A 26,739-nucleotide genomic window follows, 5' to 3' on the forward strand; every position below is an offset into this window, starting at 1 on the left:
ATCCACTGAAAAATGAAAATAAAAAACATCATGCTTTCTGTTGGATTAGTCTTTTTCACCGTACTGGGTCAATCTGCTTCCGCTCAAAACAAAACAAAATTCATTTACAAAGATGCGAAGGCGAGTGTTGATGAGCGTGTAAAAGATTTGCTGGCGAGGATGACTCCTGAAGAAAAATTCTGGCAATTGTTTATGATTCCCGGAGATTTGGACGGTGTAGACAAAAAACGCTATCAAAATGGAATATTTGGCTTGCAGGTAAGTGCTGTAGCACAAGGTGGTGGTGGCGCTAACCAGATGTTAAGTTACAACACTACTGAAAATGCCTTTACACTCGCTAAAAAAATAAATGCCATTCAAAAATATTTTATTAACGAAACCCGCTTGGGTATTCCAATTATTGCTTTCGATGAAGCACTTCACGGTTTGGTTCGCCAGGGTGCAACCGCTTTTCCGCAGGCAATTGGTTTGGCGGCAAGTTTCGATACGGCAAATATGGCAAACGTAGCTGGTGCAATTGCCAAAGAAACTAAACTTCGCGGCATCAGAGATATTTTAACGCCGGTAGTTAATATCGCGTCAGATGTACGCTGGGGAAGGACCGAAGAAACTTATGGAGAAGATCCTTTTCTTTCTTCGCAAATGGGACTTGCCTTTGTCAGTGCATTTGAAAAACAAAATATCGTAACCACACCCAAACATTTTATAGCCAATTTTGGAGATGGTGGCCGTGATAGTTATCCGATTCATTTCAATGAAAGGTTAATGGAGGAGATTTATTTTCCACCATTTGAAACGGCTATTAAGCAAGGTAAAAGCCGATCATTAATGACTGCTTACAATTCAGTTGACGGTATTCCGGCTACATCCAACTATCAACTGCTTACTCAAAAGTTAAAAAAAGATTGGGGTTTCAGCGGTTTTGTAATTTCCGATGCCGGAGCTGTTGGCGGGGCAAGCGTGTTACATCATACCGCAACCGGATATTCGCAATCTACAGTGCAAGCAATGGAAGGCGGACTCGATGTGATTTTTCAGACTGAATTTGATCATTATAAATTGTTTATTCCACCTTTTTTAGATGGTTCGATTTCGCAACAGCGCATAGACGATGCCGTTTCAAGGGTGCTCAGGGCAAAGTTTGAACTGGGTTTATTCGAAAATCCTTATGTGTCGGAAAAGGACGCACAAAAGGCAGTTACAGACAAAAGCCATAAAATCATCGCCAAACAAACAGCACAGAAATCTTTTGTGCTACTTAAAAACAATTCATCCGTTTTGCCATTAAAAAACGTGAAAAACATTCTCGTTTTGGGTGAAGATGCCATCGATGCCCGTCTTGGTGGTTACAGCGGTTCTGGAAATGGAAAGGTGAATATTTTAGATGGCATAAAGAAACTGGTAGGAGCAAGCGCAAAGGTGGACTATGCAAAAGGCAGTAGCCGCGATCCACAATGGTATAAACCCATCCCGAAAGATTATTTGAGAACAGATACTTCAAGCGGATTAAAGGGAGAATATTTTAATAATTTAAATTTATCCGGCGTTCCTGCTGTCACAAGAATAGATGCGCAAATCAATTTCATGTGGACACTTTATGCTCCGGATCGAAAACTGACAAAAGATAATTATGCGGTTCGCTGGACTGGTAAATTAGTTGCTCCGAAAGCAGGAGAATTTAAGGTTGGTCTGGAAGGAAATGATGGCTTTCGTTTATTTATCAATGATCAACTGCTCATCGATCAGTGGGAAAAAACATCCTATCACACCCGATTGATTCCATTCAAATTCGAAAAAGGGATAGAATATAACATCCGGGTAGAATTTCAGGAGACAAAGGGCAATGCCTACATCAAATTAATTTCCAATTTCGATGTGGAGGACCGTAAGGAGGAAGAACTCGCTGAAGCAGTTTTATTGGCAAAACAGGCTGATGTGGTGATCATTGCTGCTGGGATTAAGGAAGGGGAGTTTCAGGATCGGGCCATGCTGAGTCTGCCAGGCAATCAGGAAAAACTAATTACCGAAATGGCTAAAACCGGCAAACCAGTGGTGGTTTTATTGGTGGGTGGAAGTGCCATCACCATGAATAACTGGATGGATCAGGTTCCGGCGATTTTAAATGTTTGGTATCCTGGTGAAGAAGGTGGAAACGCAGTAGCCGAAACGCTTTTTGGCATTCATAATCCTGCCGGAAGATTACCTATTACGTATCCAGTTCATGAATCGCAGTTGCCATTGGTGTATAACCACAAGCCAACGGGCAGGGGAGACGACTATAATAATTTGAGTGGTGAGCCATTATTTCCGTTTGGCTATGGCCTGAGTTATACCAGGTTTGAATACAGTGATCTCACCTTAAGTAAAAAAGAAATGAATGCGGATGAGAAAATCACTGCAACATTTAAACTAAAAAATGCTGGTGCACTGGCGGGAGAAGAAGTTGTTCAGCTATACATCAGAGATATGCTGGCAACGGTTGCCAGACCGGTTTTAGAACTTAAAGGATTTAAACGCATTTCGCTTAAGCCGGGTGAAACCAAAGAAATTAGTTTTGAAATAACACCTGATATGCTGAAAATGCTCAACGCTGAAATGAAAACGGTGATTGAGCCAGGCGATTTTAGAATCATGATCGGGGCTTCCAGTAAAGCCTTGTGGCTCAAAGAAACGCTTCGGGTGCGTTAAGATTTTGCCTTTTTATGGTAGGTTAACCATATGTACTTAGTTAGTTATCGCCGTGAGTGCTGGTTACACTCGCGGCTTTTTATTGTTAACTGAGTTTCTGAATGCCCAGTTTCGCCGCCAGTTCGTTTAAATCGTTCACCACCACATCGATTAAAGGGATTCCGCTTACTTTTCTTTCCTGCTCAAACTCATGCTCAGGTTCACCCGGGATCACTACTTTTTTATCAGGATCAATAGTTTTGGCATTTTTAAAACGTTCTACCCAATTATCGAGGTGGTTTTTAAAGTCTGCCGCAGGGCGGAAACCATCCACACGCATGGCACCTAAAAAATGACCTAAACCTTCGCCGACTGGATTTGCAGAAGGCTCTAGGAAAGCCACAAATGGCGGAACCCAGGGTCCGTAATTCGCACCGGATAATACAGCAGATAAAATATCGACTGTAGCACTCAATCCGTAACCTTTATGGCTGCCATGATCTTTGTCGCTACCGAGCGGTAAAAGTGAACCTCCGCTTTTTAGTTCGTTTGGATCAATTGAATTTTCGCCGTTTTTATCCTGAACCCAACCATCAGGAATGGGTTTATTGGCCCTTTGCGCAATCTCCAGTTTTCCATTGGCAGCGGCAGAAGTTGCCATGTCTACAATAACAGGTGGATATTTACCGGCCGGAAAAGCATAACACATCGGGTTTGTACCCAACAAACGTTCGTTCGCATAGGTAGGGGCAACCAGCGGACTAGCATTGGTCATGCTGATCCCAATCATATCTTTTTCAACCGCCATTAAAGCGTGATAACCTGCAATGCCGAAATGGTTTGAGTTTTTAACAGAAACCCAACCACTGCCATATTTTTCTGCTTTTTCAATGGCCACCTGCATGGCAAAGGGTGCAACAACCAACCCTAAACCTGCATCACCATCAATGGTTGCGGTAGTAGGCGTTTCATGTACGATTTTAATGTTTGGCGTGGCATTAATTCTGTTTTTCTCCCACAACCGAACATAACCACTCAACCGGGCAACACCATGCGAATCTATTCCACGTAAATCAGAACGAACCAATACATCTGTCGCCAGTGTAGCATGCTCATCAGAACAGCCCATTTCTTTAAAAACGTTGTAGGTAAAATTCCGAAGGTGTGATTCGGTAAAAGTAATGAAGTTCATATTGTTGATTTTGATTAAGGAATAAAGAACAAAGATTAAAGACTTCTTGCTTACACCAATGTCCTTTCATCGTTGAACTATTTTTATTTTTATATTCTTTATTCCTTGCGCTTTGTTCTTTGCTCTTTGTTCCTTGCTCTTTGTTCCTTGCGCTTTGTTCCTTGCTCCTTGCTCCTTGCTCTTTGTTCCTCGCTATTTGTTCCTTGCTCTTTGTTCTTGCTCTTTGCTCCTTGTTCCTTGCTCTTTACTCCTTAAGGCAAAAGCAACGTAAAATCGCCGCCCAAAGGTTCAAAATTTTCGATGCATGAGGAAAGAAAATCTTCACCATAGTTTACATACATGGGAGCCAGGTTCATGGTTCTTTCTTGCATGGTTCCATTCGGAAAAAGTCGCTTTTTTACATTTTCTATTTGAATCAAAGCCATTTCATGCTTGCGCTTTTCAGCCCTGAATAATTTCTTTTCCAAATTTTCAATTAAACGGTTGGTTTTTTGTTTTGCAGTATCGGTAGAAACTGAAAGTGTTTTATCAATTTTATAAGCGTTTAACTTAATCTGATCGAAAATGCTGTTGATTGCTCGGCTTTCATCGGCTAAACTGAGCTGCGCTGTAGAATTTTTCCTTACCCACAGATTTTTCAATTCTTCGGTAGGTAAGAAAACATCTTCCAGTGAAAATCCCAGATTGTACAAATTTTCCGCACTGCGTTTATCAATTAGTAATGCAGAATTACGCAACAACAACACCGGAAAATCAACTTTATAGAAATCGAAGTTTGCTTTTAGTTGCATCCAATAAGCCACTTCAGCACCTCCGCCAATGTAGGCAATATTCGGTAAAATCACTTCCTGATACATGGGGCGCATCACCACATTCGGACTAAATCGCTCCGGGTTTGATTCAATTTCAGCTTTCAATTCATCTTCCGTAAAACTGATGTCTGTATGATTCACCAGGTACTTACCTTTTTCGAAAACCAAACGTTCCCGCAAATCATCTTTCAGGTAAAAGAAATTGATATCCCGCCCATTTACCTGGGTTTTAAAACCTAAATCTTGTAGTTTTTTTGAGCTTTCTTCAATATTTTTTGAGCTGTTGTGTTCAATAACATCAGCGGTGATAATGTTAGCAAACAGTTTTTTTAAAGCTGGTTCATCAGCATTAACGATAACCAGGCCATATTTCTCAAAAAGTTTATTTACCAGATAGCGGGTGGCATCGGCTAAATTATCATGTTCGAGGTAAGCTTTTTCTACCAGTTTAGCGATGTGTTTGCCATTTTTTGAAATGCCCAGATAACCTTTGTAAGCCGTAACTGCCGCAGCAACGGTTTTAGTGCTTAATCTGCCTGTAGCGCCGTTGGTGGTTTGTATCCAGCTGATGTTCTTTTCATCTACACTCACATGATTGATTTCATCAAAATCATGATCTTCGGTAGCCATCCAATATACTGGCACAAAATTTTTATCCGGATGCGCCATTTTCAATTCAATAGCTAAATTGATGGCGGTTACAATTTTGTAAATAAAATAGAGCGGGCCTGTAAAAAGATTTAACTGGTGGCCAGTGGTTACCGTAAAGGTATTTTCTAATGCTAAAAGCTCTATGTTTTTGGTTACCGATTTATTGGTTTGAATGTGCTGATATTGCTGTTTAAGCACTTCAACCAGGATGTTTCTGTCTCCTAAGAAATTCCGTTTTTCAATGGCTTCGGCTAAACCTTTCCTGTCAGGGCGATAACTGTAAAAAGCCTTAAGCGCTTCTTCGTTATTGATATAATCCAAAACCAGTTTCGAAAATGAACCGGTTTCCTGATAGGAGATATATTTTGCCTGCATAATTAGCGAAAGTACTGCAAATTAAGAATATTCATCATGCTGAATTACTATTTTACAATTGTTAAATAATTATAGATTACTTTCAACAGCACCCACTTTTTCCCTGTGCAAATCAACCGGGCCATCTAAAAGCACTGCGATAACGGTTAACTCTTTGTCTAATTTATCCTTTGGAATATCGATGTACACAATTCCAGGAACCTTACTCCAGTACAATTTATTATAAACTTCATGGTTAAGCATGGTACCTTCGCCAACCACTCTTATTCTGCTGATGTTGTTTTTTAACCCTTTGATCGCAATTGGTCCGGTAGGTGTACCTTCTACAAAAAGATACAAAGTTTGCTTGTCTGCAGATAGCGCCGTGTTTCCAATATAATGGCCGGCAGGAATTCCTGCGGTAGTTTTGTGTAAAGCTTCTGCATGTTTAACCACCCAGGTATTGATGCTGTTCTTTGCATTTTTTACGCCTGATTTAAAACCTAAACCATCTGCCGCAAGGTTAGTATCATCAAAAATATTTAGCCCGCTATTGATATCACTGGCAAGGGTTCGCAAGTTTACATTAGAAAAATCCATTGCATGGGTGACTTCAAATAAGGTCTGCAAAGAAAGTGGCTGCTGCTTTTTCTGTGAAAACGTAATTTCTTGGTTGAAGGAAACTTTTAATACGGTAACATCCTGATCAAAATCATTTTCCTGAACATCAAAAATGTAATCCGTATCGTTAAATTTCGTGAATTTTACTTCAGATTTACTGCCCACAATTTCTACCTTTTTTATTGTTGATTTAATGCCTTTAAGCAAGATACCTTTCGTGGTTTTGAAATCAAGATAAATGTAGAGTTGTGTTTTATCTTTTGATAAGGCTGTTTTTGCATCTACATGTTCATCTGGAATTCCGGCTTGTGTTTCGTAAATGGCTTCGCTGTGTTTGTTTGTCCATCGGCCTAAATCTTTTAAAATTTTAACTTGTTCTGGAGCAATGGTTCCATCGGCTTTTGGGCCAATATCCAGCAATAAATTTCCACCCATGCTGATACAATCCACCAGGGTTCTGATAATCATGTTTGATGATTTGTAGTGCTTGTCGTATGGCTGATAACCCCATGAATCATTCATGGTATAACAAAGTTCCCAATATTTTGCCGAAGGTTTTATTACAGGAACGCCTTGCTCTGGTGTTTCATAATCACCATGTTGGTCTAATCTAGAATTGATGATGATGTTCGGGTTTTTTGCCTTTAACAAACGATGAACCTTGTCACTTTGCCATGCTTCCGGTGTATGTTCCCAATCGCCATCAAACCAAAGTAAATCAGGATTATATTTTGTAGAAAGTTCCTTTAATTGCGATTGATAGTAATTGACAAAAGTATCCCACCTTTTAGCTTCCTTGTTAATGTCGTATCGTTTTCGCTCCCGGGTAAAGATATCGTAATCTGGGTAACTCCAGTCTGGAAGTGAAAAATACAACCCTGTTTTTAATCCTGATTTTTGGAGCTCACTAACAAATGGCGTAATTAAATCTCTCTTTGCAGCACTGTGATTTAAGGTTGTGGTTGCGTTTACGGCTTTACTGTTCCAAAGTGCAACACCGTCATGGTGTTTGGTGGTAATTACGGCATATTTAGCACCACTTTCTTTTATTAAATTTACCCATTCCTGCGGATGATAATTTTCGGCACCAAATCCACCTAATTGTTTCATGTAGGCATCGTGGTTGATGTAATTGTTAAAAAATGACCACGATTCTGAAATACCATTTACAGAATAAATGCCCCAATGGATGAAAATCCCCAGTTTTGCGTTTGAAAACCATTCCATTTTACGTTCCTGATCCGTACGCTCCTGAGCTAAAAGATTTGTAGTTAGAAAAAGTGATAATGCAAAAATGCATTTTAGGATACGCATATATTTCTGTTGATAATTAATTAAAGATAACCGTTAATTTTGAAATATAAATAATGTTTACTCGGTTTGCATGAATCAACTTTATAGGCTTTTTTTTGAGAAAAATGCCCTAAATGTTAGCGCAGTTTAGGGATATTGATACGAAGAATAGTTTAGGTTATTCAAGTATTTATAGCTTGAAATATTTAGTCAGGTTTCTTTGCAGCTGCAATCAGATCAACATCAACAAGTTCCAAAGATTTTACCATATCCTTAACCGTGTCTTTATACTTTATGAAGTGGGCTGTATTAATATGCGCCTGGTAAGCAGCAGTATCAGCATAAATTTCGAGTATGGTAATGTGCGATGGGTTTCTTTTGTCTGAAACGGCGTAATAAGTTAATACACCTGCTTCAAGTCGGATTGCAGTAGTCATTTGTTCTTTTAGAGCACTGTTATATTTATCCAGTTGCAATGGGTCTACTGTAATTTTGGCCAATCGAACCATTTGTTTTTTTTCTTGCGACATTGCATTTTGGTTTAATGAAAAGGTTACTAAAGCCAAAATAAATGCAAACTTCAATAAACCAGATTGAGTTAGTGTTATTTTATAAATCGTTTGAAAGATCTTCATAGGTTAAGGTTCTTGTAAATTATCGATATGATTAAGTCATTGTAATATTAAGATTTTTAAATCAAGTCAGAAAAACCTAAGCAAAAAAAAACCGGTCTTGAATAAACAAGACCGGTGTAAAATATTTGGTTTATTGATTTACCATTTTTTTCTGCGTTCGCCACTTCCACCTTCTCTGCTTCCACCTTCTCTACGTCCGCTTCCACCTTTTTCATCACGGCTGCGTCCAGAGAAATCTCTGAAACCACCACCAGCGTTTCCGCCTTCACGGCTACCGCCTTCGCGTCGTCCGCTACCGCCAGATGATCTTCTGTCGCCGCCACGGAAACCACCGCCACCGCCGCCTCTGCGTTCACCGCCGAAACCACCGCTACGTCTTTCTCCGCCACCGCGTCTTTCGCCAGCACCTTCACCACGACCACCATCTCCACTCTTTTCAATACGAACCTGACGGCCATTGAATTCTACAGATTTAAATCCTTCGAAAACTTTATCAGCCACATCATCTTCTACTTCAAAGAAAGAGAAAACACCTTTTAAATCGATTTTACCAACGCTTTTGCCAGCAATTTTTCCGTTGTTACAGATAAATGATAACATATCGCCACGGGTAAACTCATCTACCGAACCTAAGTTGATAAACAAACGGGTGTAACCTTCGCTACCGCGTCCGCGTCTTTCACCACGCTCACCTCTTTCGCCACGGTCATCTCCAACAGCTGCATTTAAATCAGGTGCTTTAGAATAGTAATCTAAGAAACGGTTAAACTCTAATGAAGCGAAACGTTTAATCACGTCTTCTTTAGTTAAATCAGCAAATTCATCCATAATACGAGGAATGTACTGATCAATTTGTTCATTGTTAACTTCTACATTATGTACTTTGTGTACCAACGAGAATAATTGTTTCTCACAAACATCAAAACCTGTAGGAAGCTCAGCTTTGGTAAATTGTTTACCAATAATACGCTCCAACTGACGGATTTTACCCAGTTCTTTAGAGTTGATGATACAGATTGAAATACCAGTTTTACCTGCACGACCAGTACGGCCAGAACGGTGGGTATAACTTTCAATTTCATCAGGTAAAGAATAGTTGATTACGTGAGTTACGTTATTTACATCAATACCACGGGCAGCAACATCAGTAGCAATTAACAACTGCATGTTACGCTCACGGAAACGCTGCATTACCTTATCACGTTGTTGTTGCGATAAATCGCCGTGTAAAGCATCAGCATTGTAACCATCTTTAATTAAGTGCTCGGCAACATCTTGTGTATCCAATTTGGTTTTACAAAATACTACGGCAAAAATTTCAGGGTTAAAATCTACAATACGTTTTAAGGCAGCGTATTTATCACGGGCACGAACAATGTAATATTCGTGTTCGATGTTTACGTTACCCGTATTTTTTGTGCCCATGGTTAATTCAACAGGCTCATGCATGTATTTTTTAGCAATACGGCGAACTTCTGCCGGCATGGTTGCCGAGAATAACCAGGTTTTTTTGTCATCAGGAGTAGTTGATAAAATATCGTTGATGTCATCCTGGAAACCCATGTTTAACATCTCGTCTGCTTCATCAAGCACTACATATTTAACGTTTGAAAAATCAATGGCTTTACGGCCAATGATATCCAACATACGGCCGGGCGTGGCCACTACGATTTGAACGCCTTGGCGTATTTCGCGTAGTTGTTGCATAATGTTCGCACCACCGTAAACGGCAACAACGTGGGCATTAGCAACGTTTTTAGAAAAGTTTTTAAGGTCGTTAGCGATTTGCAAGCATAACTCACGGGTAGGGCATAAAATTAATGCCTGTGGTTTATTAACTTTAAAATCGATTAGTTCTAACAGCGGCAAACCAAATGCGGCTGTTTTTCCTGTTCCTGTTTGGGCCAAACCAACAAAATCATTAGTGCCTTCTAACAGTACAGGAATACTTTGCTCCTGAATAGGCGTTGGAGTTTCAAATCCAAGCTCTTTTACGGCATTAACGACGTCATCACTTATCCCCAATAATTGAAATGGGTTTGTCATTCGTCTTTTATTTTTAATTGAGCCGCAAAGGTACGGTTAATAATTGGTATTTTACTGGTAAACAAGTAAATAGTTTTTTAAGCTAAATATTTGAAAATAAGGAAGAAACGTATGTTGTAAAATGGATGATGGAAAATGGATGATGTATTGACCCTCTGTTGGGTGAAATTCTTAACTGCCTGTTAAAACATTTTTGATTTTTGTAAAGCAAAACCAGTGCTACGAGGTTTCAGGCAGCCCCGCTTTGCACTGCAATCTTTTTGTCTTCTTTGTCCGTTATTTCGAACGCATGTGAGAAAACTTTTTCAAGTCGCTCTTCACTCAACATGAAGCATCAAAAAGTATTTCCGTTTCAATCGGGTTTGGTTTACTTAGAGCATTAGCCTTTTTGTAAATTTCTTTAGCATGGTGAAAAAAATAATGAGCAGGTAGAATTACAAATCCTTTGAAAGGAGCGCCATAAGGCAAATGCCGAACATTGAGACTCTAATTAATTATTATCAAGACTTGAATAAGCTTGGTGTTAAACCAATCGCTCCAATTTTCCTTTTCGTTTCACAATGTTTTTATAATCCCATTGAATGGTTTTCGATTTTTGAAGCCAGCGATTTAAATCACCTGTATTAATTTCTGAAATGTCGATATAGAAAACTGACGCATCCTTAAATTTTGCGCCTTTCACATTCAATTTTTCTTCTTCAAAATCGGCACCGCTCCAAAACATTAACCTAATGCCTTTTTTTTGTTTGCTGTAGCCAACAATTGGGTTTTCATTTAAAAACCAAACAGGATGTGCATGCCAGATTTTACTTTCGGCTTCGCTCAGGCTATTGTCGATGGTGATTGCGAGCAGTTCGCAAATTTCTTGATCTGTTTTGTTTTGTATATCGTTATAATTTGCTATATCGGCATTCATGCTCACTAAATTACAAAATTAAGCAGCAAATTAATGTGTCTTAAGCATGGTTATTTTGGTTTTAAATTCCCTTGTTACCGGCTTAAAATAACTTAGGTTTCCAGGAGGTAAATAAGGCCAAATACTAAAAAATTACCTCAATCGTTCAGCCGAGCGGATTAATCTTTCATCGTTATTGATGCCGAAAATTGCAAGCACTAAAAATAAGATTGCCAGCGCAGGGAGGTAAGCGCCAATGCCGAAAGATGCACCTTCGATACCACCGGGAAGTTGTTTAAGATAAACACTACACCAAACGGCAAAACCAATAATTGCAATGATAGTAAAAATGATCACTTTCTTTTGCAGGCTTCTTTTTCTGAAATTGAAAATATTTACGAAGCAAATTACGATGATCAGTATTGCAGTGGATAACATTGGAATATTAGTTTTTACCAAGAAACCATCACCGCTTAAAGATTGCTGCATTCCTTTAATATAAATTGCGGAATCTTGACCGCCAATGTTTGTTGCAATGGGTAAAAACAACATTAAAATCAAAACAACGGTTGCCAGTAAAAGCCACACCGTTTGTATTCTTTGTATCATGAATTAAGTATTTGCAACAAATTTATACTTTTTATTAATATCACAAAGGAGTAAGTACGGCGGAGCAAAATGTCTGATGTATAAAATCTTTATTTCATGTGCTTTTATCCTTGCTCCTTATAACGTACTTTTGCATCGCTTTGAATAAAAAAAGGTATTTCATACAAATTGCTTATGATGGCAGCTTATACCACGGCTGGCAAATTCAACCCAATGCCATCACCGTTCAGGAGTTGTTAGATCAAGCAATGTCTACTTTTTATCGTCAGCCGATAGAAACTTTAGGTTGTGGCCGTACAGATTCCGGTGTGCATGCTACGGAGTTTTATGCACATTTTGATGTAGAAAATCTGGAAGAATCGAAGGTGTTGCAGGCAGTTGCTGGAATCAACGCCATGTTGCCCTACCAAATCGCTGCAAAGAGGATCATTCCTGTTCACGAAGAAGCCCATGCCCGGTTTGATGCCACGGCAAGAGCTTACAAATATTACCTCCATTTCGAAAAAGATCCTTTTAAATTAAACCGATCCTGGCTGGTTAAAGATAAGCTGGATGTAAATTTAATGAATCAGGCGGCTGCTTTGCTATTAGATTATACTGATTTTTCTTGCTTCAGTAAATCAAATACACAAACCTTTACCAATAACTGTAAAATTGTAAAAGCTGTTTTTGAGGAAAAAGATGGTGGTTTGGTATTCACCATTGAAGCCGATCGATTTTTACGTAACATGGTCAGGGCAATTATGGGCACTTTGGTTAGGGTAGGCAAATATGAAATTAACCTGGAAGAATTTAAAGCCGTTATTGAAAGTAAAAACCGAAGCAAAGCCGGGCAATCGGTACCTGCCTGTGGTTTGTATTTAGTGAAAGTAGAATACCCGTATATACAATGATTGAATTATTGAATCAGTGAATTATAGAATGAGTGGATGATTGAATTTTTACATCATGTAGAAATTCAATCATTCAAAAATCACTCATTCAAAATTAAAAAACAATGGCAGTAACAGGCGAAGTATATAACACAGGATTGCTGAAACGTATTTTTCAATACGTAAAGCCGTATCGTGCTGTTTTTGTTTGGTCGGTTATTTTGACCATTCTGCTTGCGGCAATTTCTCCGGTTCGTCCTTTCCTTATTAAATATACACTCGATCATTATATCTTACTGGGTAACTATTCAGGTTTGGTAAAGATGACCATGCTGATGATTTTTATGTTGATTTTGCAAACGCTGATTCAATATAATCACACCTTATTAACCAATACATTAGGGCAATCGGTCATCCGCGATTTAAGAATCAAAGTTTTTAACCATATTACCAGTTTACGTTTAAAGTATTTTGATAAAACCCCAATTGGCCAGTTAATTACCCGCACCGTTTCTGATTTAGAAACCATTGCTGATATTTTTTCTGAAGGGTTAATTTCGATGATTGGCGATTCGCTGCAGGTGGTAGTGATTGTGGGCGTAATGCTCTACACCGATTGGGAGCTGAGTTTGGTAGTGCTTTTGCCAATTCCATTATTAATTATCGCAACGCGAAAGTTTCAGAAAGCCATTAAAGTTGCATTCCAGGAAATCAGAAACGAAGTTTCTAACCTCAATACTTTTTTACAAGAGCATATCACCGGGGTTTCTATCGTTCAGTATTTTGCCAGAGAACGGCAGGAATACAAAAAGTTTTACGCCATTAATAAACGCTACCGCGATGCGAATATCCGTTCCAACTGGTATTATTCCATATTTTTTCCTGTTGTTGAGTTAATTTCGGCCATGTCTTTAGGTTTGTTGGTATGGTACGGTGCAAAAAGTATCCTAGAGAAACCATTGGATGTTACGCCCGGAACCATCACACAATTTATCATGTATCTGGGGATGGTTTTTACGCCAATCCGCCAGCTGGCTGATAAATTTAATACGCTGCAAATGGGTATGGTTGGTGCAGAACGGGTATTTAAAGTATTGGATACGGATGAGGTTACGGTAAATGCCGGAACGGAAAAGCCGGCCAAACTTGATGGAAACATTAAATTTGAAAAGGTTTGGTTTGCTTACAACAACGAAAACTACGTGTTAAAAGATTTGTCGTTCGATGTTAAGGCAGGAGAAACAGTGGCCTTGGTTGGAGCAACTGGTGCCGGGAAATCATCAACCATTAATATTCTGAATCGCTTTTATGAGGTGAAAAAAGGTGAAATCACCGTTGATGGAATTCGTATCGAAGATTTTGACCTCGACTATTTAAGAAGCAACATTGCAACAGTCCTTCAAGATGTATTTCTTTTTTCAGACACGATTCTAAATAACATCACTTTAAATAATGCAGATATTACTATCGAAGAAGTGGTTAATGCGGCGAAAAAAGTTGGTGCACACGAATTTATCGAACGCTTGCCTGGCGGATATCAATATAATGTGATGGAAAGAGGCGCAACGCTTTCTGCCGGACAAGCGCAGCTGATTTCTTTTATTCGTGCCCTGGTTCACAACCCTGCTATTTTGGTTTTAGATGAGGCGACTTCATCCGTTGATACTGAAACCGAATTGTTAATTCAAAAAGCCATTGATAATTTAATGGATGGCCGAACTTCGATTGTAATTGCACACCGTTTATCAACCATTCAAAAGGCAAATCAGATTATTGTATTGGATAAAGGTGAAATCAAGGAAAAAGGAACGCATCAACAATTACTGAAGCTAAATGGTTATTACAAAAAGCTTTACGATCTTCAGTTCTCATCAGGAGGAATAGCAAAAAGTTCTTAAAAATGATTATGTTTGGTTTTCCTAAACAAACCTGATCATTGAACGCCTCGAGAAATAGTGAGCACGATAGAGTACTTTTTGACTTATTAAAGCAAGGAGATGAGGCCGCATTTGGTGAAATTTATAAACTTTATTGGCTAGAACTTTACAACGCAGCTTACAAACGTTTACCCGAAAAGGAAAAATGTCAGGACGTCATTCAAAACGTTTTCACCGATCTTTGGAACAGGAAAACGGAGCTTGATTTAGAAAAACCACTCGCTTATTTACACACGGCCGTTCGCTTTCAAGTGCTGAAACACATTGCCAGGACACCAAAAAACAGCTTTTTTGCCTCTTCATTTGAGGATCAGCTAATTTCCCCGCTTCAGGCGGATGGAGCTTTACTCGATCGCGAAGCCAAAAGTGTATTGGAATTATTTATAAAAGCGTTACCCGAAAAACGAAGAAAAATTTTTTTACTGCACTATTTTGAAGGCTTATCCACAGCAAAAATTTCAGTTCAGCTTAATGTTTCTCAAAAAACGGTTCAAAACCAGCTAACCACTGCCACCCATGCCTTAAGGTTTCGCCTAACTCATCTTTTTTTATTCTTCTTGGTGATTTACATTGCTATTTTTAGGTAATTGCTAATCTTGAAATAGATTTCCATAAAATTTTCAAAATTATTTTGGGATATTTTTAAGTTTCTGGTACATGTATATATAAACACCAGAACTATGGGTCAATTTTCTCCTCAAAAAGATCTACAAATTATTCTTAAACGCTATTTGGCTGGCCATGCATCAGCCGAGGAAATACGTTTCATAGAGGAATATTATAAACTTTTGGGTGAAAAAGCGGATGAAATTAGTGAAGCCGATCAAAACACTGATCTCGAATTGCAAACTTTTAAAGCTATACAGGCTGAACTTACTGCTCAAAAAAGGCCACGCATCATCTCTTTCGATAAATATGCATCCGCCGCAGCAATATTAATTTTAATATCCGCCGGCTGGTATTTTTTCTTAAATAAGAAGGTTACTAAGGCAACAATTCCTTTAGCAAAAGTTAAAAATCTGGATGTTTTGCCAGGTACCAATAAAGCCACTTTAACATTGGCCAATGGATCACAGATTGTTCTGGATGATCAAACACCTGAAAACATCAGCGATACGCATGGTGTAAAAATTTCAAAAACCAAAGATGGTCAGCTGGTTTATACAGTTGTCAACCAGGGAGAGCTATCAAATGCTGCAGCTTACAATACCATACACACGCCGAAAGGCGGGCAATACCAGGTTATTCTGCCTGATGGATCTAAAGTTTGGTTAAATGCAGCTTCATCTTTAAAATATCCTGAAGTGTTTTCGGGTAAGCAACGCTCTGTTACGCTTACTGGCGAAGGTTATTTTGAGGTGGCGAAAGATAAATCAAAACCATTTTATGTACAAACCCAATATCAAAAAATCGAAGTATTGGGCACTCACTTTAATATCAATGCTTACATGGATGATCATACCATCAAAACTACTTTGTTAGAAGGTCTGGTGAAGGTGAGTAATCTGAAATCTTCCAAAATTTTAAAGCCAGGTGAACAAGCCATTGCTGGTTTGGAGAATAACGCATTGATCAATATATCATCGGATGTAGATACAAACGACGAAACCGCCTGGAAAAATGGTCTTTTTCAGTTTAATGATGCTGAGCTAAAAAATATCCTGAACCAACTGGAAAGGTGGTACAATATCAACATCGACTATTCTACGGTTCCCAATAAAAGATACAATGGTATGGTACCCAGAAAATCGAAATTATCTGAAGTGTTAAAAATGCTCGAGAAAACAGGCAATATCAAATTTGAACTTTTAGAAGGTCGGCAGTTAAAAGTAATTTCTGATCATAAATAAAAAATAATCGGCTTAACCGCCACCAAACAATAACTAATCAATTAACCTTAAACCCAACTGAATGTATGAATCTTTACACTCGAGGTAGTCAACCCATGGCCGAAAAACCAAAGGGCTTTACTACAAATTACTTAAACCAACAATTTATTAGGGCTATGAAAATTTTTATTTTTCTAATGACTGTTTTATGCATTCAGGTAAGTGCTGCTGCATTTTCTCAACGCATCAATATTAGCCAAAAAAATGTGCCACTGGTGCGTGTTTTAAAAGAAATCAAACGCCAAACGGGCTATTTCTTTTTGTATGATACCGATTTGGTTCAGCAAAAATCAAGGCCAGTAACCATCGATTTAAAAAATGCAGCGATTAATGATGTATTAACCCAGGCTTTAAAATCGCAGCCTTTTGGTTGGGAGATTAAAGAGAATACCATTTTAATTTTCCCAAAAGCAAATAGCGATGAAGCGGCAAAAGCCATTGATGTAACAGGTAAAATTGTTGATGAAAATGGAAATCCAATGCCGGGTGCTTCAGTACGTGTTAAGGGGCAGTCTGCAATTTCTGTAACCGATGCCAATGGAAATTTTATCATCAGAAATGTAGATGAAAATGCAACTTTAGTGATTTCTTATATCGGTTATACAGATAGGGAAGTAGCTGCAAAAGCACAATTGGGTTCGTTGAAGCTAACACCATCTGCCGGAACGCTAAGCGATGTAGTGGTAACAGGTTATACTAATTACACCAAAACACAATCTGCCGCGGCGAGTTCTTTAGTTAGCGCTGAAAAAATTAATACCGTTCCGGGCTTAACTGTTGATCAGATTTTACAAGGTCGCGTTCCGGGTATGAGCGTTATTTCTACTTCGGGACAGCCAGGCCAAAGTGCAGCAGTGGTAATTCGTGGTATTGGCAGTGTAAATGGTTCATCTACGCCACTGTTTGTTTTAGATGGTGTGCCAATTGAAGCAGGTTATTTTCAAACCATCAACCCTGACGACATTGAATCTGCAACGGTTTTGAAAGATGCATCAGCAAAAGCATTGTATGGTTCAAGAGGATCAAATGGTGTAATTGTGCTGACTACCAAAAAAGGTAAGGCCGGTAAAATTGCAGTAAATTACACTTCACAATATGGTTTTTCTAACCTAAGCAGACCAAATTTCGAAATGATGAACACTTCACAGCGTTTGCAGTTCGAAGAAGAAATTGGAGCAAGTTTTGGCCGTAACATTGGGCCAGGATGGACGTATTCTCCAAAAAACCCAACCTATGCAGCAGGAACGGCAGCATCTCGTGCCCGTGCTGATTATATTATCGACAGTTTAAAACAAATAAATACCGATTGGAGAGATATTTTCTTCCAACGCGGTAAATTCCAGGAACAGCAAGTGAGCATTAGTGGTGGAAATGAGAAATTACGTTTTTATAACTCATTGAACTATTATAGCCAGGAAGGTGTTGCAAAACGTACAGGATTAGACCGCTACTCATTGAGAAGTAATCTAGATTTCAATGATGGTAAATTCAGCGGTAGCACAAATTTATCCATCGGTTATTCGCAATCTAGTTTTACTGAAGGTGAGGGTGGTACGGGAGCAGGTACAGCTATGGCTTCTGTTTATTACGCATTGCCTTACGAAAATCCATATGCTTTTGATGGCACTTTGGTGCATCCGGGAAACAGATCTCAATATTTTATTTTAGATCAGCGTGAAGGTAGTCAGGCTTTAGAACGTTTGCTAAATTCATCAGATAAAACAGAACAGTTTAAATCAATCATCAGCACTAATTTTGCTTACCAGATTTTGCCAGAATTAAAGATTACAACCAGGGCAGGTATTGATTATCGTCAATCTACCGACCAGCAATTCGTTAATCCTGATTCTTATTATGGATCAAGAAGTGTGGCCAATACTTTAGGTGGCAAAGGACGTTTAACGGATGCAAGCAGAAGAAATTTCAATATCATTTCAACTACAGGTCTAACTTATGCGAAGAAGTTTAACGATGTGCATGATTTTGAGGCTTCTGCTTTCTATGAGTACGTTTACAACAATTACAACTCATTTGGTTTTAGCGCTTACGGCATCGATGGTCGTTTACCAGAAACACCAGCAGGTGCAACAAATGGTAGTGCAACATTTTTACCGAGCACCACTGGTGGCAAAACTAAAAATGCTTTGGCATCTATCATGGGTGTAGCCAGATATACTTATAACGATAAATATACCTTAACAGGAAGTTACCGTTACGATGGATCGACCAGAGTAGCACCAGAAAACAAATGGCATGGTTTCTATTCATTTGGTGCAAACTGGAATGTTAGAGGCGAAGAGTTCTTAAAGAACAATGAGTTGATTAACGATTTACGTTTAAGAGCAAGTTATGGTATTACGGCAAGTCCTTTCGGTGGCGATTTCTTGTATCTACCAACTTACGCCGTAAACACATCTTACGGCGGTGCGGCAGCATTAAGGGCAACTACGCCAGGGAATGATGCTTTCGACTGGGAATACGTAAAGGAATTTAATACTGGTTTTGATTTAGCAATGCTAAAAAACAGATTACGTGTAACGGTTGATTACTACAATAGAAAAACAACCAACATGTTCATCAATCAGCCGCTTTCGGCAACTTCTGGCTTTAGTGAGCTAAACTTAAGTGCCGGTGTAATGCAAAACAGAGGGGTTGAGTTTGATGTAAGTGGAGACGTGATCAAAAACCAGGATTTCATCTGGACGATTGGCGTAAATGCTGGTTACAACAAAAACAAAATTTTGCATGTTACTGATTTAGTAGATTCATATCCTGATGGTGATACCAGAATTTTGAAAGTTGGTTTGCCTTACGGAACTTATTATGCTCCAGATTGGGCAGGTGTTAATCCGCAAACAGGCGAGCCGCAGTATTACAACCTTGATGGTTCGATCACCACAGCTTACAATGTAAACACGCAAAGTAACACCAACAGTGGCAGTTTATACCCAACATTTACAGGAGGATTTAACACCTCATTAAGTTATAAAGGCATTACTGCATCTGCGTTATTTTCATTCGTATCTAACGTAACGCGTTGGAACAACGAAGATTTTTATAACGAAAATCAACGTTATGCAACCAGTAACCAAACTGTTAGAATGTTGGAAAACAGATGGCAGGTTCCTGGTGATACAGGAAATGATGCCATTTTACAAAAATTCGATCTTCCAAGAAACTTTACTTCAAAAGATATTCAGGATGCATCGTTTTTGAGGTTGAGAAATGTGAACATAGGTTATGCTTTACCAAAAAGTTTACTGGAGAAAACAAAAATCATTAAAGGTGTTAAAATCTTCGTTCAAGGTCAGAACCTATTTACCTGGACAAAATGGAGAGGTTTAGATCCGGAAAATAATGCAGTTTATGGCCGTTTCCAATATCCTAATACCAGAACTTATACAGCAGGCTTAAACGTTAACTTTTAATATTTACAGCAATGATTAATAAAATATATCAAAAATACGCACTTATATTTTCGTTGTTAGTTTTAACATCGTCTTGTGCAAAGTTGGATTTGGTTCCAACTGATACCATATCACCGGATAAAGCATACAGAAACATCAGTGATATCAATTTAGGTGTTTTGGGTGCTTATGCGCTTTTAGATGGTGGTACCATTGGCGTGGTTTCAACCGTTTCTGATGAGGCAACGTTCCCAACAGAAAATACGGTTGGAAATAGCGATGCTTTCAGATGGTTATACAATGCAGGAAGTGGCTCGGTCACTTCGCAATATTATACTTTTTATGTAGCAATAGACCGGATCAACAGAACATTGGCAGGTTTGGATGCACTGACTTTGACAGGAGCTGATGCCACAACAGGTTCTCGTTACCGTGGAGAATTATTGGCTTTACGTGCTTATTTTCATTTTGAACTTTTACGTAATTACGCATCTGCTTATCAAACGGGTGCCCTGGGTGTTCCTTACATGAAAGCCTCGGCAATTATTTATCCTGCAAGAGATAATTTCGAAGTGGTTGTGGCCAATGCAAAAGCAGATTTAGTGGCCGCCAAACCATTAATTCCGACAACCTTTACAGATAAGACCCGCATCACCAAAGCAGCTGTTTCTGCCATTCAGGCGAGGTTGGCTTTGTATGAAAAAAACTGGAGCGAAGCCATCACTTATGCGAATGAGGCAATTGCAGCTTTTCCACTGGCTACAAAAGCACAGTTTCCAGGAATTTGGACGGATGCAAATGATAGCGAGGTAATCTGGAAAGCAAAACGCGTTGGAACGACAGATTCACGTTTGGGCGATTTCTATTTCCGCCAAACCGGAGGAATTGTTTTATATGCGCCAGCCTTTAAATTAATCAATACCTTTGATAAGGTGAACGATTTGCGTTATACCGCATACATCAGATTTGATGCTACAAGAACCGGAACCAGATCTCAATATTTGGTGAATAAATACATTGGAGGAACTTCAACTGCACCTGGTTTAACTGATATTAAATTATTCCGTACCGGAGAAATGTATCTGATTAAAGCAGAAGCTGAAGCAGAATCTACCGGCGACGCGGCAGGTGATTTAAATGTTTTACGTAATGCCCGCATCAACGGTTATGTGAATGCTACATTCGCTGATAAACCAACTTTAATTGCGGCTATCTTAGAAGAGCGTTATAAAGAACTGGCTTTCGAAGGTCATCGCTTTTTCGATTTGAAAAGAAGAAGTTTACCTGTGGTGAGGTTAGCTGCTGATGCTGCAAATGCCTCTGGAGCGATCACTTTGCCAATTACTCAGGCACAGTATGCATTCCCAATTCCTGCAGCGGAAATTTCTGTAAATAAACAGACCGTTCAAAACCCTGGTTACTAGGCTAGTTATAATTAATTATTCTGAGCCTTGTCACGTTGAGCCTGTCGAAACGCAAAAAGATAATCTTTTAGCCTTCGACAGGCTCAGGTCGACAAAATAAATGATACAGTCTTTTAAATGTTAATGATGAAACAATCCTTATTTATCTTTTTGATGGCCATCTGTTTTTCAGTAATGGGCTGCGGAAAAACCACAGAAACCCCAAGTACGCCCTCAACAGGCGGCGGTACAGCAACACCAATTGCTAAACGCCGGCCAGCGTCTATTGGCATCGTTGGCGATAGCACCAACGTGGTAAAATCTACCACCGGTGGAATGGTTTTAATGGGCGGTGGAGCTGATGTTGATGCTGCTTTTAAATGGATGATTGAAAGAAGTGGAGGAGGTGATGTAGTTGTGTTACGTGCGACAGGAACCGATGCTTACAATCCATATATCAATGCTTTGGGCTCAGTAAATTCAGTAGAAACATTGTTAATCAATACCAAAGAACTGGCGAACAATGATACGGTGGCTTACATCATCCGCAATGCAGAAATGGTTTTTATTGCTGGAGGCGATCAGTCTGATTACATGCGAAACTGGAAAGGAACCAAAACCGAGCAAGCACTAAATTATTTGTTAAATGATAAAAAGGCGCCGGTTGGCGGAACCAGTGCCGGTTGTGCCATTCTCGGTGGTTTTTATTACAGTGGAGAAACGGGTGGCGTTACTTCTGCACAGGCTTTGGCAAATCCTTATGACGCCAACGTTACCCTTTATAATAACGACTTTCTAAAAGCACCGTATTTGCAAAATGTAATTACCGATCAGCATTATTTAACCCGCGATCGTGAAGGGAGATCTGTCATCTTTTTAGGGAGAATAAACAAAGACTGGAAAACACCGGCTAAATGCATTGCGGCCGATGAGCGTACTGCGGTTTGTATTGATAAAGATGGAATGGCTAAAGTTTTTGGAGATTATTCGGTGACCAGGCCATACAGCTACGCTTATTTTATCTCTTCTGAGTCAGGCAAACAACCCGAACAAATGGAAGCTTTTAAAAAGGCAATCTGGAACAATAGCGAGAAAGCATTATCCGTTTATGAAATTGCGGCCTCGGTTAATGGTGGCGGAAACTTTAATGTTGCTAACTTTAAGGCTAATGAAGCTACAGGTGGCAAATGGTACTGGTGGTGGATTGATAACGGCGTGTTAAATAAAAAAGATCAATAGATAAAAATGAGAGCATTAAAATTATTTGCAGTATTACTATTCGCTGTGTTGGCATTGAATGTTTCGGCACAGCAGAAAAAATATGTAATGGTTATTCACGGCGGTGCCGGAACCATTTTAAAGAAAAACATGACACCTGAAAAAGAGGCTGCTTATGTAGCGGCTTTAACACAGGCATTGCAGGCCGGTTATGCTAAAATCAAAGCTGGGAAATCCAGTTTAGATGCGGTGGAAGCCACCATTCATGTTTTAGAAAACGATCCGCATTTTAATGCAGGCAAAGGTGCGGTGTTTACGCATGATGGTAAAAACGAACTTGATGCCGCGATTATGGATGGAAAAACGCTGATGGCGGGAGCAGTTGCCGGTGTAACTACAGTGAAAAATCCAATTTCTGCAGCAAGAGCGGTGATGGAAAAATCTGAACATGTGATGATGGTGGGCGCCGGGGCTGATCAGTTTGCAAAAGAAGCAGGTTTAGAAATCGTTGATCCAAAATATTACTGGACCAAAGAACGCTGGGAGGGTTTGCAACAAGCCATTAAGGAAGATTCTACCAAAGCGGTTTTAGATCACGGGAGTAAAAAATCGGAATTATTAGGCACTAAAAATCACGATTATAAATTCGGAACCGTAGGTTGCGTGGCTTTGGATAAAGCTGGAAACCTTGCCGCAGGAACTTCAACAGGTGGGATGACCAATAAAAAATACGGTCGCGTAGGTGATGCGCCAATTATAGGTTCTGGAACTTACTGCAACAATGAAACAGCAGGTATTTCTTGCACGGGCTGGGGCGAATTTTATATCCGTAATGTGGTGGCAAAAACCATTTCCGATTTAATGGAATACAAAGGCTTATCCGTTGCCGAAGCATCAAAAATTGCATTGGATAAAGTAGGTAAAATGGGTGGCGATGGTGGCTTAATTGCATTGGATAAAAAAGGAAATATCTCGATGCCATTTAATACCGAAGGAATGTATCGTGGTGCAATTACTGCAGATGGTAAAATCGAAGTCAACATTTATAAATAATGAAGAACGCTTTTTTATTGGCTTTTTTACTCGGGGTTTCGTTATTCGCGAATGCGCAAAGTAAAACAGCAAAAGGAAATCTATTTATTATCGGCGGTGGTAATCGTTCTGATGAGTTGATGAAGCAGATGCTGCAAACGGCCGAACTGAAACCGAGTGATTACATCATCGTTTTACCGATGGCAAGCGAAGTTCCGGATGTCGGCTTTGGAACGCTTTCCACGCAGTTGCAAAAGCTGGATCCGCGTACCATTAAAAATTTCAATTTCGCCAGGCATGATGTAAATGACAAAAAATGGACCGATTCTTTGGCCAATGCAAAATTGATTTATATCCTGGGAGGTGATCAAAGCCGTTTTATGAAGGTAGTATTGAACACGCCAGTTTATGCAGCCATTCATAAAGCCTACCAAAATGGTGCAACCATTGCCGGTACAAGTGCAGGCGCTGCGGTAATGAGTAAATATATGATTACCGGAAAGCAATTGCTGGATACGGTTTATAAAGAGACTTTTAATAAACTTTGGGATAAAAACATTGAGTTTTCTCAGGGAATGGGCTTGTTGGAAAATACCATTATCGATCAGCATTTCCTCAAACGCAATCGCTACAACCGCCTGATCTCAGCTTTGGCTGCTTATCCTGATCTGGTATGTGTTGGCATTGATGAAAGTACGGCAATTATTGTTCATGGCACTAAAGCTACTGTTGCCGGCGAAAGCCAGGTTATTCGGTTAGCGAATCCAAAAAGTTTAAAAACAACTGATAAAGGCTTGCTAAAGTTTAATCAGGCAGAATTCGGAATATTTAGCGCTGGCGATGTGATTGACATTAAACCCTAACCTAAGCATTAAGGTTGGCCGCTACAGGTTATTAAAAATTTCGATACAAAAAAAATGCGCTGTCTTTTTGCAGCGCATTTTTTGTATCTATAAAATCAGCATGCTGATCAGTGCAGCAGATACCGGATAGAAAAGTAGCGCTTGAAAGAAATTGCAATTGCATCGGTAAATGCTGATGAGAAATGAAAAGGTTTTATACTTTTAGTAAACCATATTTATAAGCAAACGACACCAGCGATGCCGTGTTCTTCGTTCGGGTTTTGATAATTAAATTTTTCCTGATGTTTTCAACCTTATTTTCTTCTAATTTAAGTTTTTCACTTATCTCGGTGTAGGTCAAACCTTGCGCTATCAATTCTATCATTTTGAGTTCAAGGTCATCTATACCCATTATTTTTGGGGAATTATTAGTTTCTCTCATTTAATTAAATTGAACCATAAAAATATTCACTTTGTTTCGTGATTCTGATAGCTCAAAAGGGCTATAACATGTGAAGTAATTATGTAATAACTTTACACTTTAGTCTTTCCGGGACGATAGATTAATTAGTGGACGCTCTGCCGCTCAAGGTAGAGCGTTTTTTTTTCTAACCAAATATAAAATACTTAAAGCCTTCCAGAGATGGAAGGCTTTTTTGCGGGCCTGTAATTTAATCTCGTTCTCAAGCGGATCGAATAACATACGATTGTAAGGTGTTGAAAAAACAGACAAACGTTTGCGTAGCTTTTTTAGCGATCTTTTTAACATCTTACAGAAAATTATTTCCTGGTTTGACTTGCCTTCGCTTCCTTATTGATTTGATATGGCATTAAGTATTGATAATATTGATAATTTGAATGTGTGACCTTAAATATATCAGATAAAGGCATAATCCTGGCATTTCGAAACCTGATATAGCATTCTCCAACAGGAGTTTCAAATTTCCTGGGCTACATTGATTAATTTTGAAACAGCTTCAGATAACACTTAAGAATGACACCTATCCCTACACCATCTGACGATAAACGGTTCTTCGAAATTCTGGATTTATGTGGCAAGAAAATCGAAGAAAAAATGGGTTCAAAGCCTATTGCAGATTGGCGCTCTAGGGATTATAACCTTTTAAATAGTCAGTTAGGAAGGCAAACCAAAGTTTATCTAAGTGAAAATACATTAAAAAGGATTTTTGGAAGGCTGAAAACCCCCACCCGCTACTACCCTCAAAAGGCTACCCGCGATGCCCTAGCGCAATTTATTGGCTATAGGGACTGGCAGGAATTCGAGCTGATTAACCGTTTCGCACCTCAGGTAGCACCAGCGATTAAACCAGAAGTTGAACACGCCGATGTCGAGCATGTCATCTCCACCGAACAGAGTTCTAAAGCCCGCACTTCAAAACTGTTCATTTATTTAGCTCTATTTATACTGGCCATTGCAGTGGGTGGTTTTATACTCTTCAACAAAATTGATCAAGTTAAACCAGGTGAAGTAAAACTAATTTGCGAAAATCCAAATGGTGAGGTGCCGCATACGGCTATTTTCAAATTATCGCGGCTTGGTAACGTAAATGAAGATAAGCAGTTTACGATAAATTTTATGGATGAAGGACCGCTAAAAACGATCACCGCAAATCAGGAAGTGGTGCAGTTTTTTAAAAATCCTGGTGTAGTACATGTTCGGCTATTCTATAAAAATAAAGCTATAGATACAATAGCTGTGTCCATGCAAACCAAGGGTTGGGTAGCAAATTCCGGTCACGATTCGCTTAGCGCTTTTCCAATCGCCCGCCTAAAGCCGCTATCGAAACAAAAATTATTTGTTTCAGCCAAACAGCTGGATTCTGCTGGGATAAACCTTGCCAAACCGTTTATGATCGGCTTTAGTAACATCCATTCCAGCAACATTAGCGGCGATAATTTTTTATTTAGGTGTCAATTAAAAACTGAAGAAAGCAGACCCGGAATTGCCTGTATGCAAGCCAGCATTTTTATCCTCGGCAGCGAGGGTCGTCACCGTGTATTAATGGTAAAACCGAGTTGTTCTGCTTTTTCAGAGTATAACTTTTCTGAACTTCATGTAAATGGCACTTCCAAAAACCTAAGCAACATGAGTTATGATTTTAGTGCCGGAGGTAATGTGAAACTTCTGGTAAAAAATAAAAAGGTGTCATTATTTATCAACGATAAAAATTTGCTCAATACTACCTACACTAAATCTATTGGTAAAGTATTGGGGGTTAAAATTTTATTTAATGGAATAGGAACGGCTGCATCTCCCGAACTATCCGACCTCAATACAGGCGAATCTTATTAATTAGCTTCCATTTTCAAACTACTCCATTTTTATTACGCCTCTTTGTGCAT

General features: G+C 39.2%; 19 protein-coding genes. 11 read left to right on the forward strand and 8 right to left on the reverse strand.

Annotated features, from left to right (window positions below; all coding sequences use genetic code 11):
- The first annotated feature begins 12 nt into the window (after nt 1-12).
- Nucleotides 13-2,688 carry a glycoside hydrolase family 3 N-terminal domain-containing protein gene (locus R2Q70_RS14580; RefSeq protein ID WP_316808299.1) on the forward strand — a complete coding sequence of 892 codons (2,676 nt, stop codon included), beginning with the start codon at nt 13-15 and terminating at the stop codon, nt 2,686-2,688.
- An 85-nt stretch (nt 2,689-2,773) separates the two neighbouring features.
- Here R2Q70_RS14580 and R2Q70_RS14585 read toward each other — a convergent pair whose 3' ends face one another.
- The 7 genes from R2Q70_RS14585 to R2Q70_RS14615 form a co-directional block, all read right to left on the reverse strand.
- A complete protein-coding gene (locus R2Q70_RS14585; protein ID WP_316808300.1) occupies nt 2,774-3,859 on the reverse strand; it encodes an Ldh family oxidoreductase in 1,086 nt (361 codons plus the stop codon).
- A gap of 251 nt (nt 3,860-4,110) precedes the next feature.
- Nucleotides 4,111-5,697, reverse strand: a complete 1,587-nt coding sequence (gene bshC, locus R2Q70_RS14590) for a bacillithiol biosynthesis cysteine-adding enzyme BshC (RefSeq protein ID WP_316808301.1) — start codon at nt 5,695-5,697, stop codon at nt 4,111-4,113.
- A gap of 69 nt (nt 5,698-5,766) precedes the next feature.
- Nucleotides 5,767-7,611: an alpha-L-fucosidase gene (locus R2Q70_RS14595; protein ID WP_316808302.1), complete on the reverse strand. Its 1,845-nt coding sequence runs from the start codon at nt 7,609-7,611 to the stop codon at nt 5,767-5,769.
- 185 nt (nt 7,612-7,796) lie between these two features.
- On the reverse strand, nt 7,797-8,225 hold the full coding sequence (locus tag R2Q70_RS14600) for a putative quinol monooxygenase (protein ID WP_316808303.1): 429 nt from the start codon (nt 8,223-8,225) through the stop codon (nt 7,797-7,799).
- Nucleotides 8,226-8,363: 138 nt separating this feature from the next.
- On the reverse strand, nt 8,364-10,271 hold the full coding sequence (locus tag R2Q70_RS14605) for a DEAD/DEAH box helicase (RefSeq protein ID WP_316808304.1): 1,908 nt from the start codon (nt 10,269-10,271) through the stop codon (nt 8,364-8,366).
- A 523-nt stretch (nt 10,272-10,794) separates the two neighbouring features.
- Entirely contained in the window at nt 10,795-11,187 is a 393-nt protein-coding gene (locus R2Q70_RS14610; RefSeq protein WP_316808305.1) for a DUF1801 domain-containing protein, read from the reverse strand.
- A 132-nt stretch (nt 11,188-11,319) separates the two neighbouring features.
- A complete protein-coding gene (locus R2Q70_RS14615) occupies nt 11,320-11,775 on the reverse strand; it encodes a DUF4293 domain-containing protein (protein ID WP_316808306.1) in 456 nt (151 codons plus the stop codon).
- A 140-nt stretch (nt 11,776-11,915) separates the two neighbouring features.
- On the opposite strand from R2Q70_RS14615, the gene truA reads away from it, so the two are divergent.
- The 9 genes from truA (at nt 11,916) to R2Q70_RS14660 (ending at nt 24,396) form a co-directional block, all read left to right on the forward strand.
- A complete protein-coding gene (truA, locus tag R2Q70_RS14620) occupies nt 11,916-12,668 on the forward strand; it encodes a tRNA pseudouridine(38-40) synthase TruA (RefSeq protein WP_316808307.1) in 753 nt (250 codons plus the stop codon).
- A gap of 104 nt (nt 12,669-12,772) precedes the next feature.
- The gene (locus R2Q70_RS14625; RefSeq protein ID WP_316808308.1) at nt 12,773-14,545 is read left to right on the forward strand and encodes an ABC transporter ATP-binding protein; all 1,773 of its coding nucleotides are present in this window, start codon (nt 12,773-12,775) and stop codon (nt 14,543-14,545) included.
- A gap of 38 nt (nt 14,546-14,583) precedes the next feature.
- Nucleotides 14,584-15,171, forward strand: a complete 588-nt coding sequence (locus R2Q70_RS14630; RefSeq protein ID WP_316808309.1) for an RNA polymerase sigma factor — start codon at nt 14,584-14,586, stop codon at nt 15,169-15,171.
- A 93-nt stretch (nt 15,172-15,264) separates the two neighbouring features.
- Entirely contained in the window at nt 15,265-16,434 is a 1,170-nt protein-coding gene (locus R2Q70_RS14635) for a FecR family protein (RefSeq protein WP_316808310.1), read from the forward strand.
- Nucleotides 16,435-16,589: 155 nt separating this feature from the next.
- Nucleotides 16,590-19,901, forward strand: a complete 3,312-nt coding sequence (locus R2Q70_RS14640; protein WP_316808311.1) for a SusC/RagA family TonB-linked outer membrane protein — start codon at nt 16,590-16,592, stop codon at nt 19,899-19,901.
- An 11-nt stretch (nt 19,902-19,912) separates the two neighbouring features.
- Nucleotides 19,913-21,304 carry a RagB/SusD family nutrient uptake outer membrane protein gene (locus R2Q70_RS14645; protein ID WP_316808312.1) on the forward strand — a complete coding sequence of 464 codons (1,392 nt, stop codon included), beginning with the start codon at nt 19,913-19,915 and terminating at the stop codon, nt 21,302-21,304.
- A 123-nt stretch (nt 21,305-21,427) separates the two neighbouring features.
- Entirely contained in the window at nt 21,428-22,522 is a 1,095-nt protein-coding gene (locus R2Q70_RS14650) for a cyanophycinase (protein WP_316808313.1), read from the forward strand.
- Nucleotides 22,523-22,528: 6 nt separating this feature from the next.
- Nucleotides 22,529-23,554 carry an isoaspartyl peptidase/L-asparaginase gene (locus R2Q70_RS14655; RefSeq protein ID WP_316808314.1) on the forward strand — a complete coding sequence of 342 codons (1,026 nt, stop codon included), beginning with the start codon at nt 22,529-22,531 and terminating at the stop codon, nt 23,552-23,554.
- On the forward strand, nt 23,554-24,396 hold the full coding sequence (locus R2Q70_RS14660) for a cyanophycinase (protein WP_316808315.1): 843 nt from the start codon (nt 23,554-23,556) through the stop codon (nt 24,394-24,396). Before R2Q70_RS14655 ends, R2Q70_RS14660 begins: the two co-directional genes overlap by 1 nt.
- 193 nt (nt 24,397-24,589) lie before the next feature.
- Here R2Q70_RS14660 and R2Q70_RS14665 read toward each other — a convergent pair whose 3' ends face one another.
- The gene (locus tag R2Q70_RS14665; protein ID WP_029204370.1) at nt 24,590-24,817 is read right to left on the reverse strand and encodes a helix-turn-helix transcriptional regulator; all 228 of its coding nucleotides are present in this window, start codon (nt 24,815-24,817) and stop codon (nt 24,590-24,592) included.
- A 552-nt stretch (nt 24,818-25,369) separates the two neighbouring features.
- On the opposite strand from R2Q70_RS14665, the gene R2Q70_RS14670 reads away from it, so the two are divergent.
- Entirely contained in the window at nt 25,370-26,689 is a 1,320-nt protein-coding gene (locus tag R2Q70_RS14670; RefSeq protein ID WP_316808316.1) for a hypothetical protein, read from the forward strand.
- The last annotated feature ends 50 nt before the right edge of the window (nt 26,690-26,739 follow it).

The sequence above is a fragment of the Pedobacter agri genome (assembly GCF_032678665.1).
Classification (GTDB): domain Bacteria; phylum Bacteroidota; class Bacteroidia; order Sphingobacteriales; family Sphingobacteriaceae; genus Pedobacter; species Pedobacter agri_A.

Coding starts and splice junctions, on each gene's coding strand:
- R2Q70_RS14580 (WP_316808299.1), top strand. CDS start 13: ATGAAAATAAAAAACATCATGCTTTCTGTTGGATTAGTCTTTTTCACC.
- R2Q70_RS14585 (WP_316808300.1), bottom strand. CDS start 3,859: ATGAACTTCATTACTTTTACCGAATCACACCTTCGGAATTTTACCTAC.
- bshC (WP_316808301.1), bottom strand. CDS start 5,697: ATGCAGGCAAAATATATCTCCTATCAGGAAACCGGTTCATTTTCGAAA.
- R2Q70_RS14595 (WP_316808302.1), bottom strand. CDS start 7,611: ATGCGTATCCTAAAATGCATTTTTGCATTATCACTTTTTCTAACTACA.
- R2Q70_RS14600 (WP_316808303.1), bottom strand. CDS start 8,225: ATGAAGATCTTTCAAACGATTTATAAAATAACACTAACTCAATCTGGT.
- R2Q70_RS14605 (WP_316808304.1), bottom strand. CDS start 10,271: ATGACAAACCCATTTCAATTATTGGGGATAAGTGATGACGTCGTTAAT.
- R2Q70_RS14610 (WP_316808305.1), bottom strand. CDS start 11,187: ATGAATGCCGATATAGCAAATTATAACGATATACAAAACAAAACAGAT.
- R2Q70_RS14615 (WP_316808306.1), bottom strand. CDS start 11,775: ATGATACAAAGAATACAAACGGTGTGGCTTTTACTGGCAACCGTTGTT.
- R2Q70_RS14625 (WP_316808308.1), top strand. CDS start 12,773: ATGGCAGTAACAGGCGAAGTATATAACACAGGATTGCTGAAACGTATT.
- R2Q70_RS14635 (WP_316808310.1), top strand. CDS start 15,265: ATGGGTCAATTTTCTCCTCAAAAAGATCTACAAATTATTCTTAAACGC.
- R2Q70_RS14640 (WP_316808311.1), top strand. CDS start 16,590: ATGAAAATTTTTATTTTTCTAATGACTGTTTTATGCATTCAGGTAAGT.
- R2Q70_RS14645 (WP_316808312.1), top strand. CDS start 19,913: ATGATTAATAAAATATATCAAAAATACGCACTTATATTTTCGTTGTTA.
- R2Q70_RS14650 (WP_316808313.1), top strand. CDS start 21,428: ATGATGAAACAATCCTTATTTATCTTTTTGATGGCCATCTGTTTTTCA.
- R2Q70_RS14655 (WP_316808314.1), top strand. CDS start 22,529: ATGAGAGCATTAAAATTATTTGCAGTATTACTATTCGCTGTGTTGGCA.
- R2Q70_RS14660 (WP_316808315.1), top strand. CDS start 23,554: ATGAAGAACGCTTTTTTATTGGCTTTTTTACTCGGGGTTTCGTTATTC.
- R2Q70_RS14665 (WP_029204370.1), bottom strand. CDS start 24,817: ATGAGAGAAACTAATAATTCCCCAAAAATAATGGGTATAGATGACCTT.
- R2Q70_RS14670 (WP_316808316.1), top strand. CDS start 25,370: ATGACACCTATCCCTACACCATCTGACGATAAACGGTTCTTCGAAATT.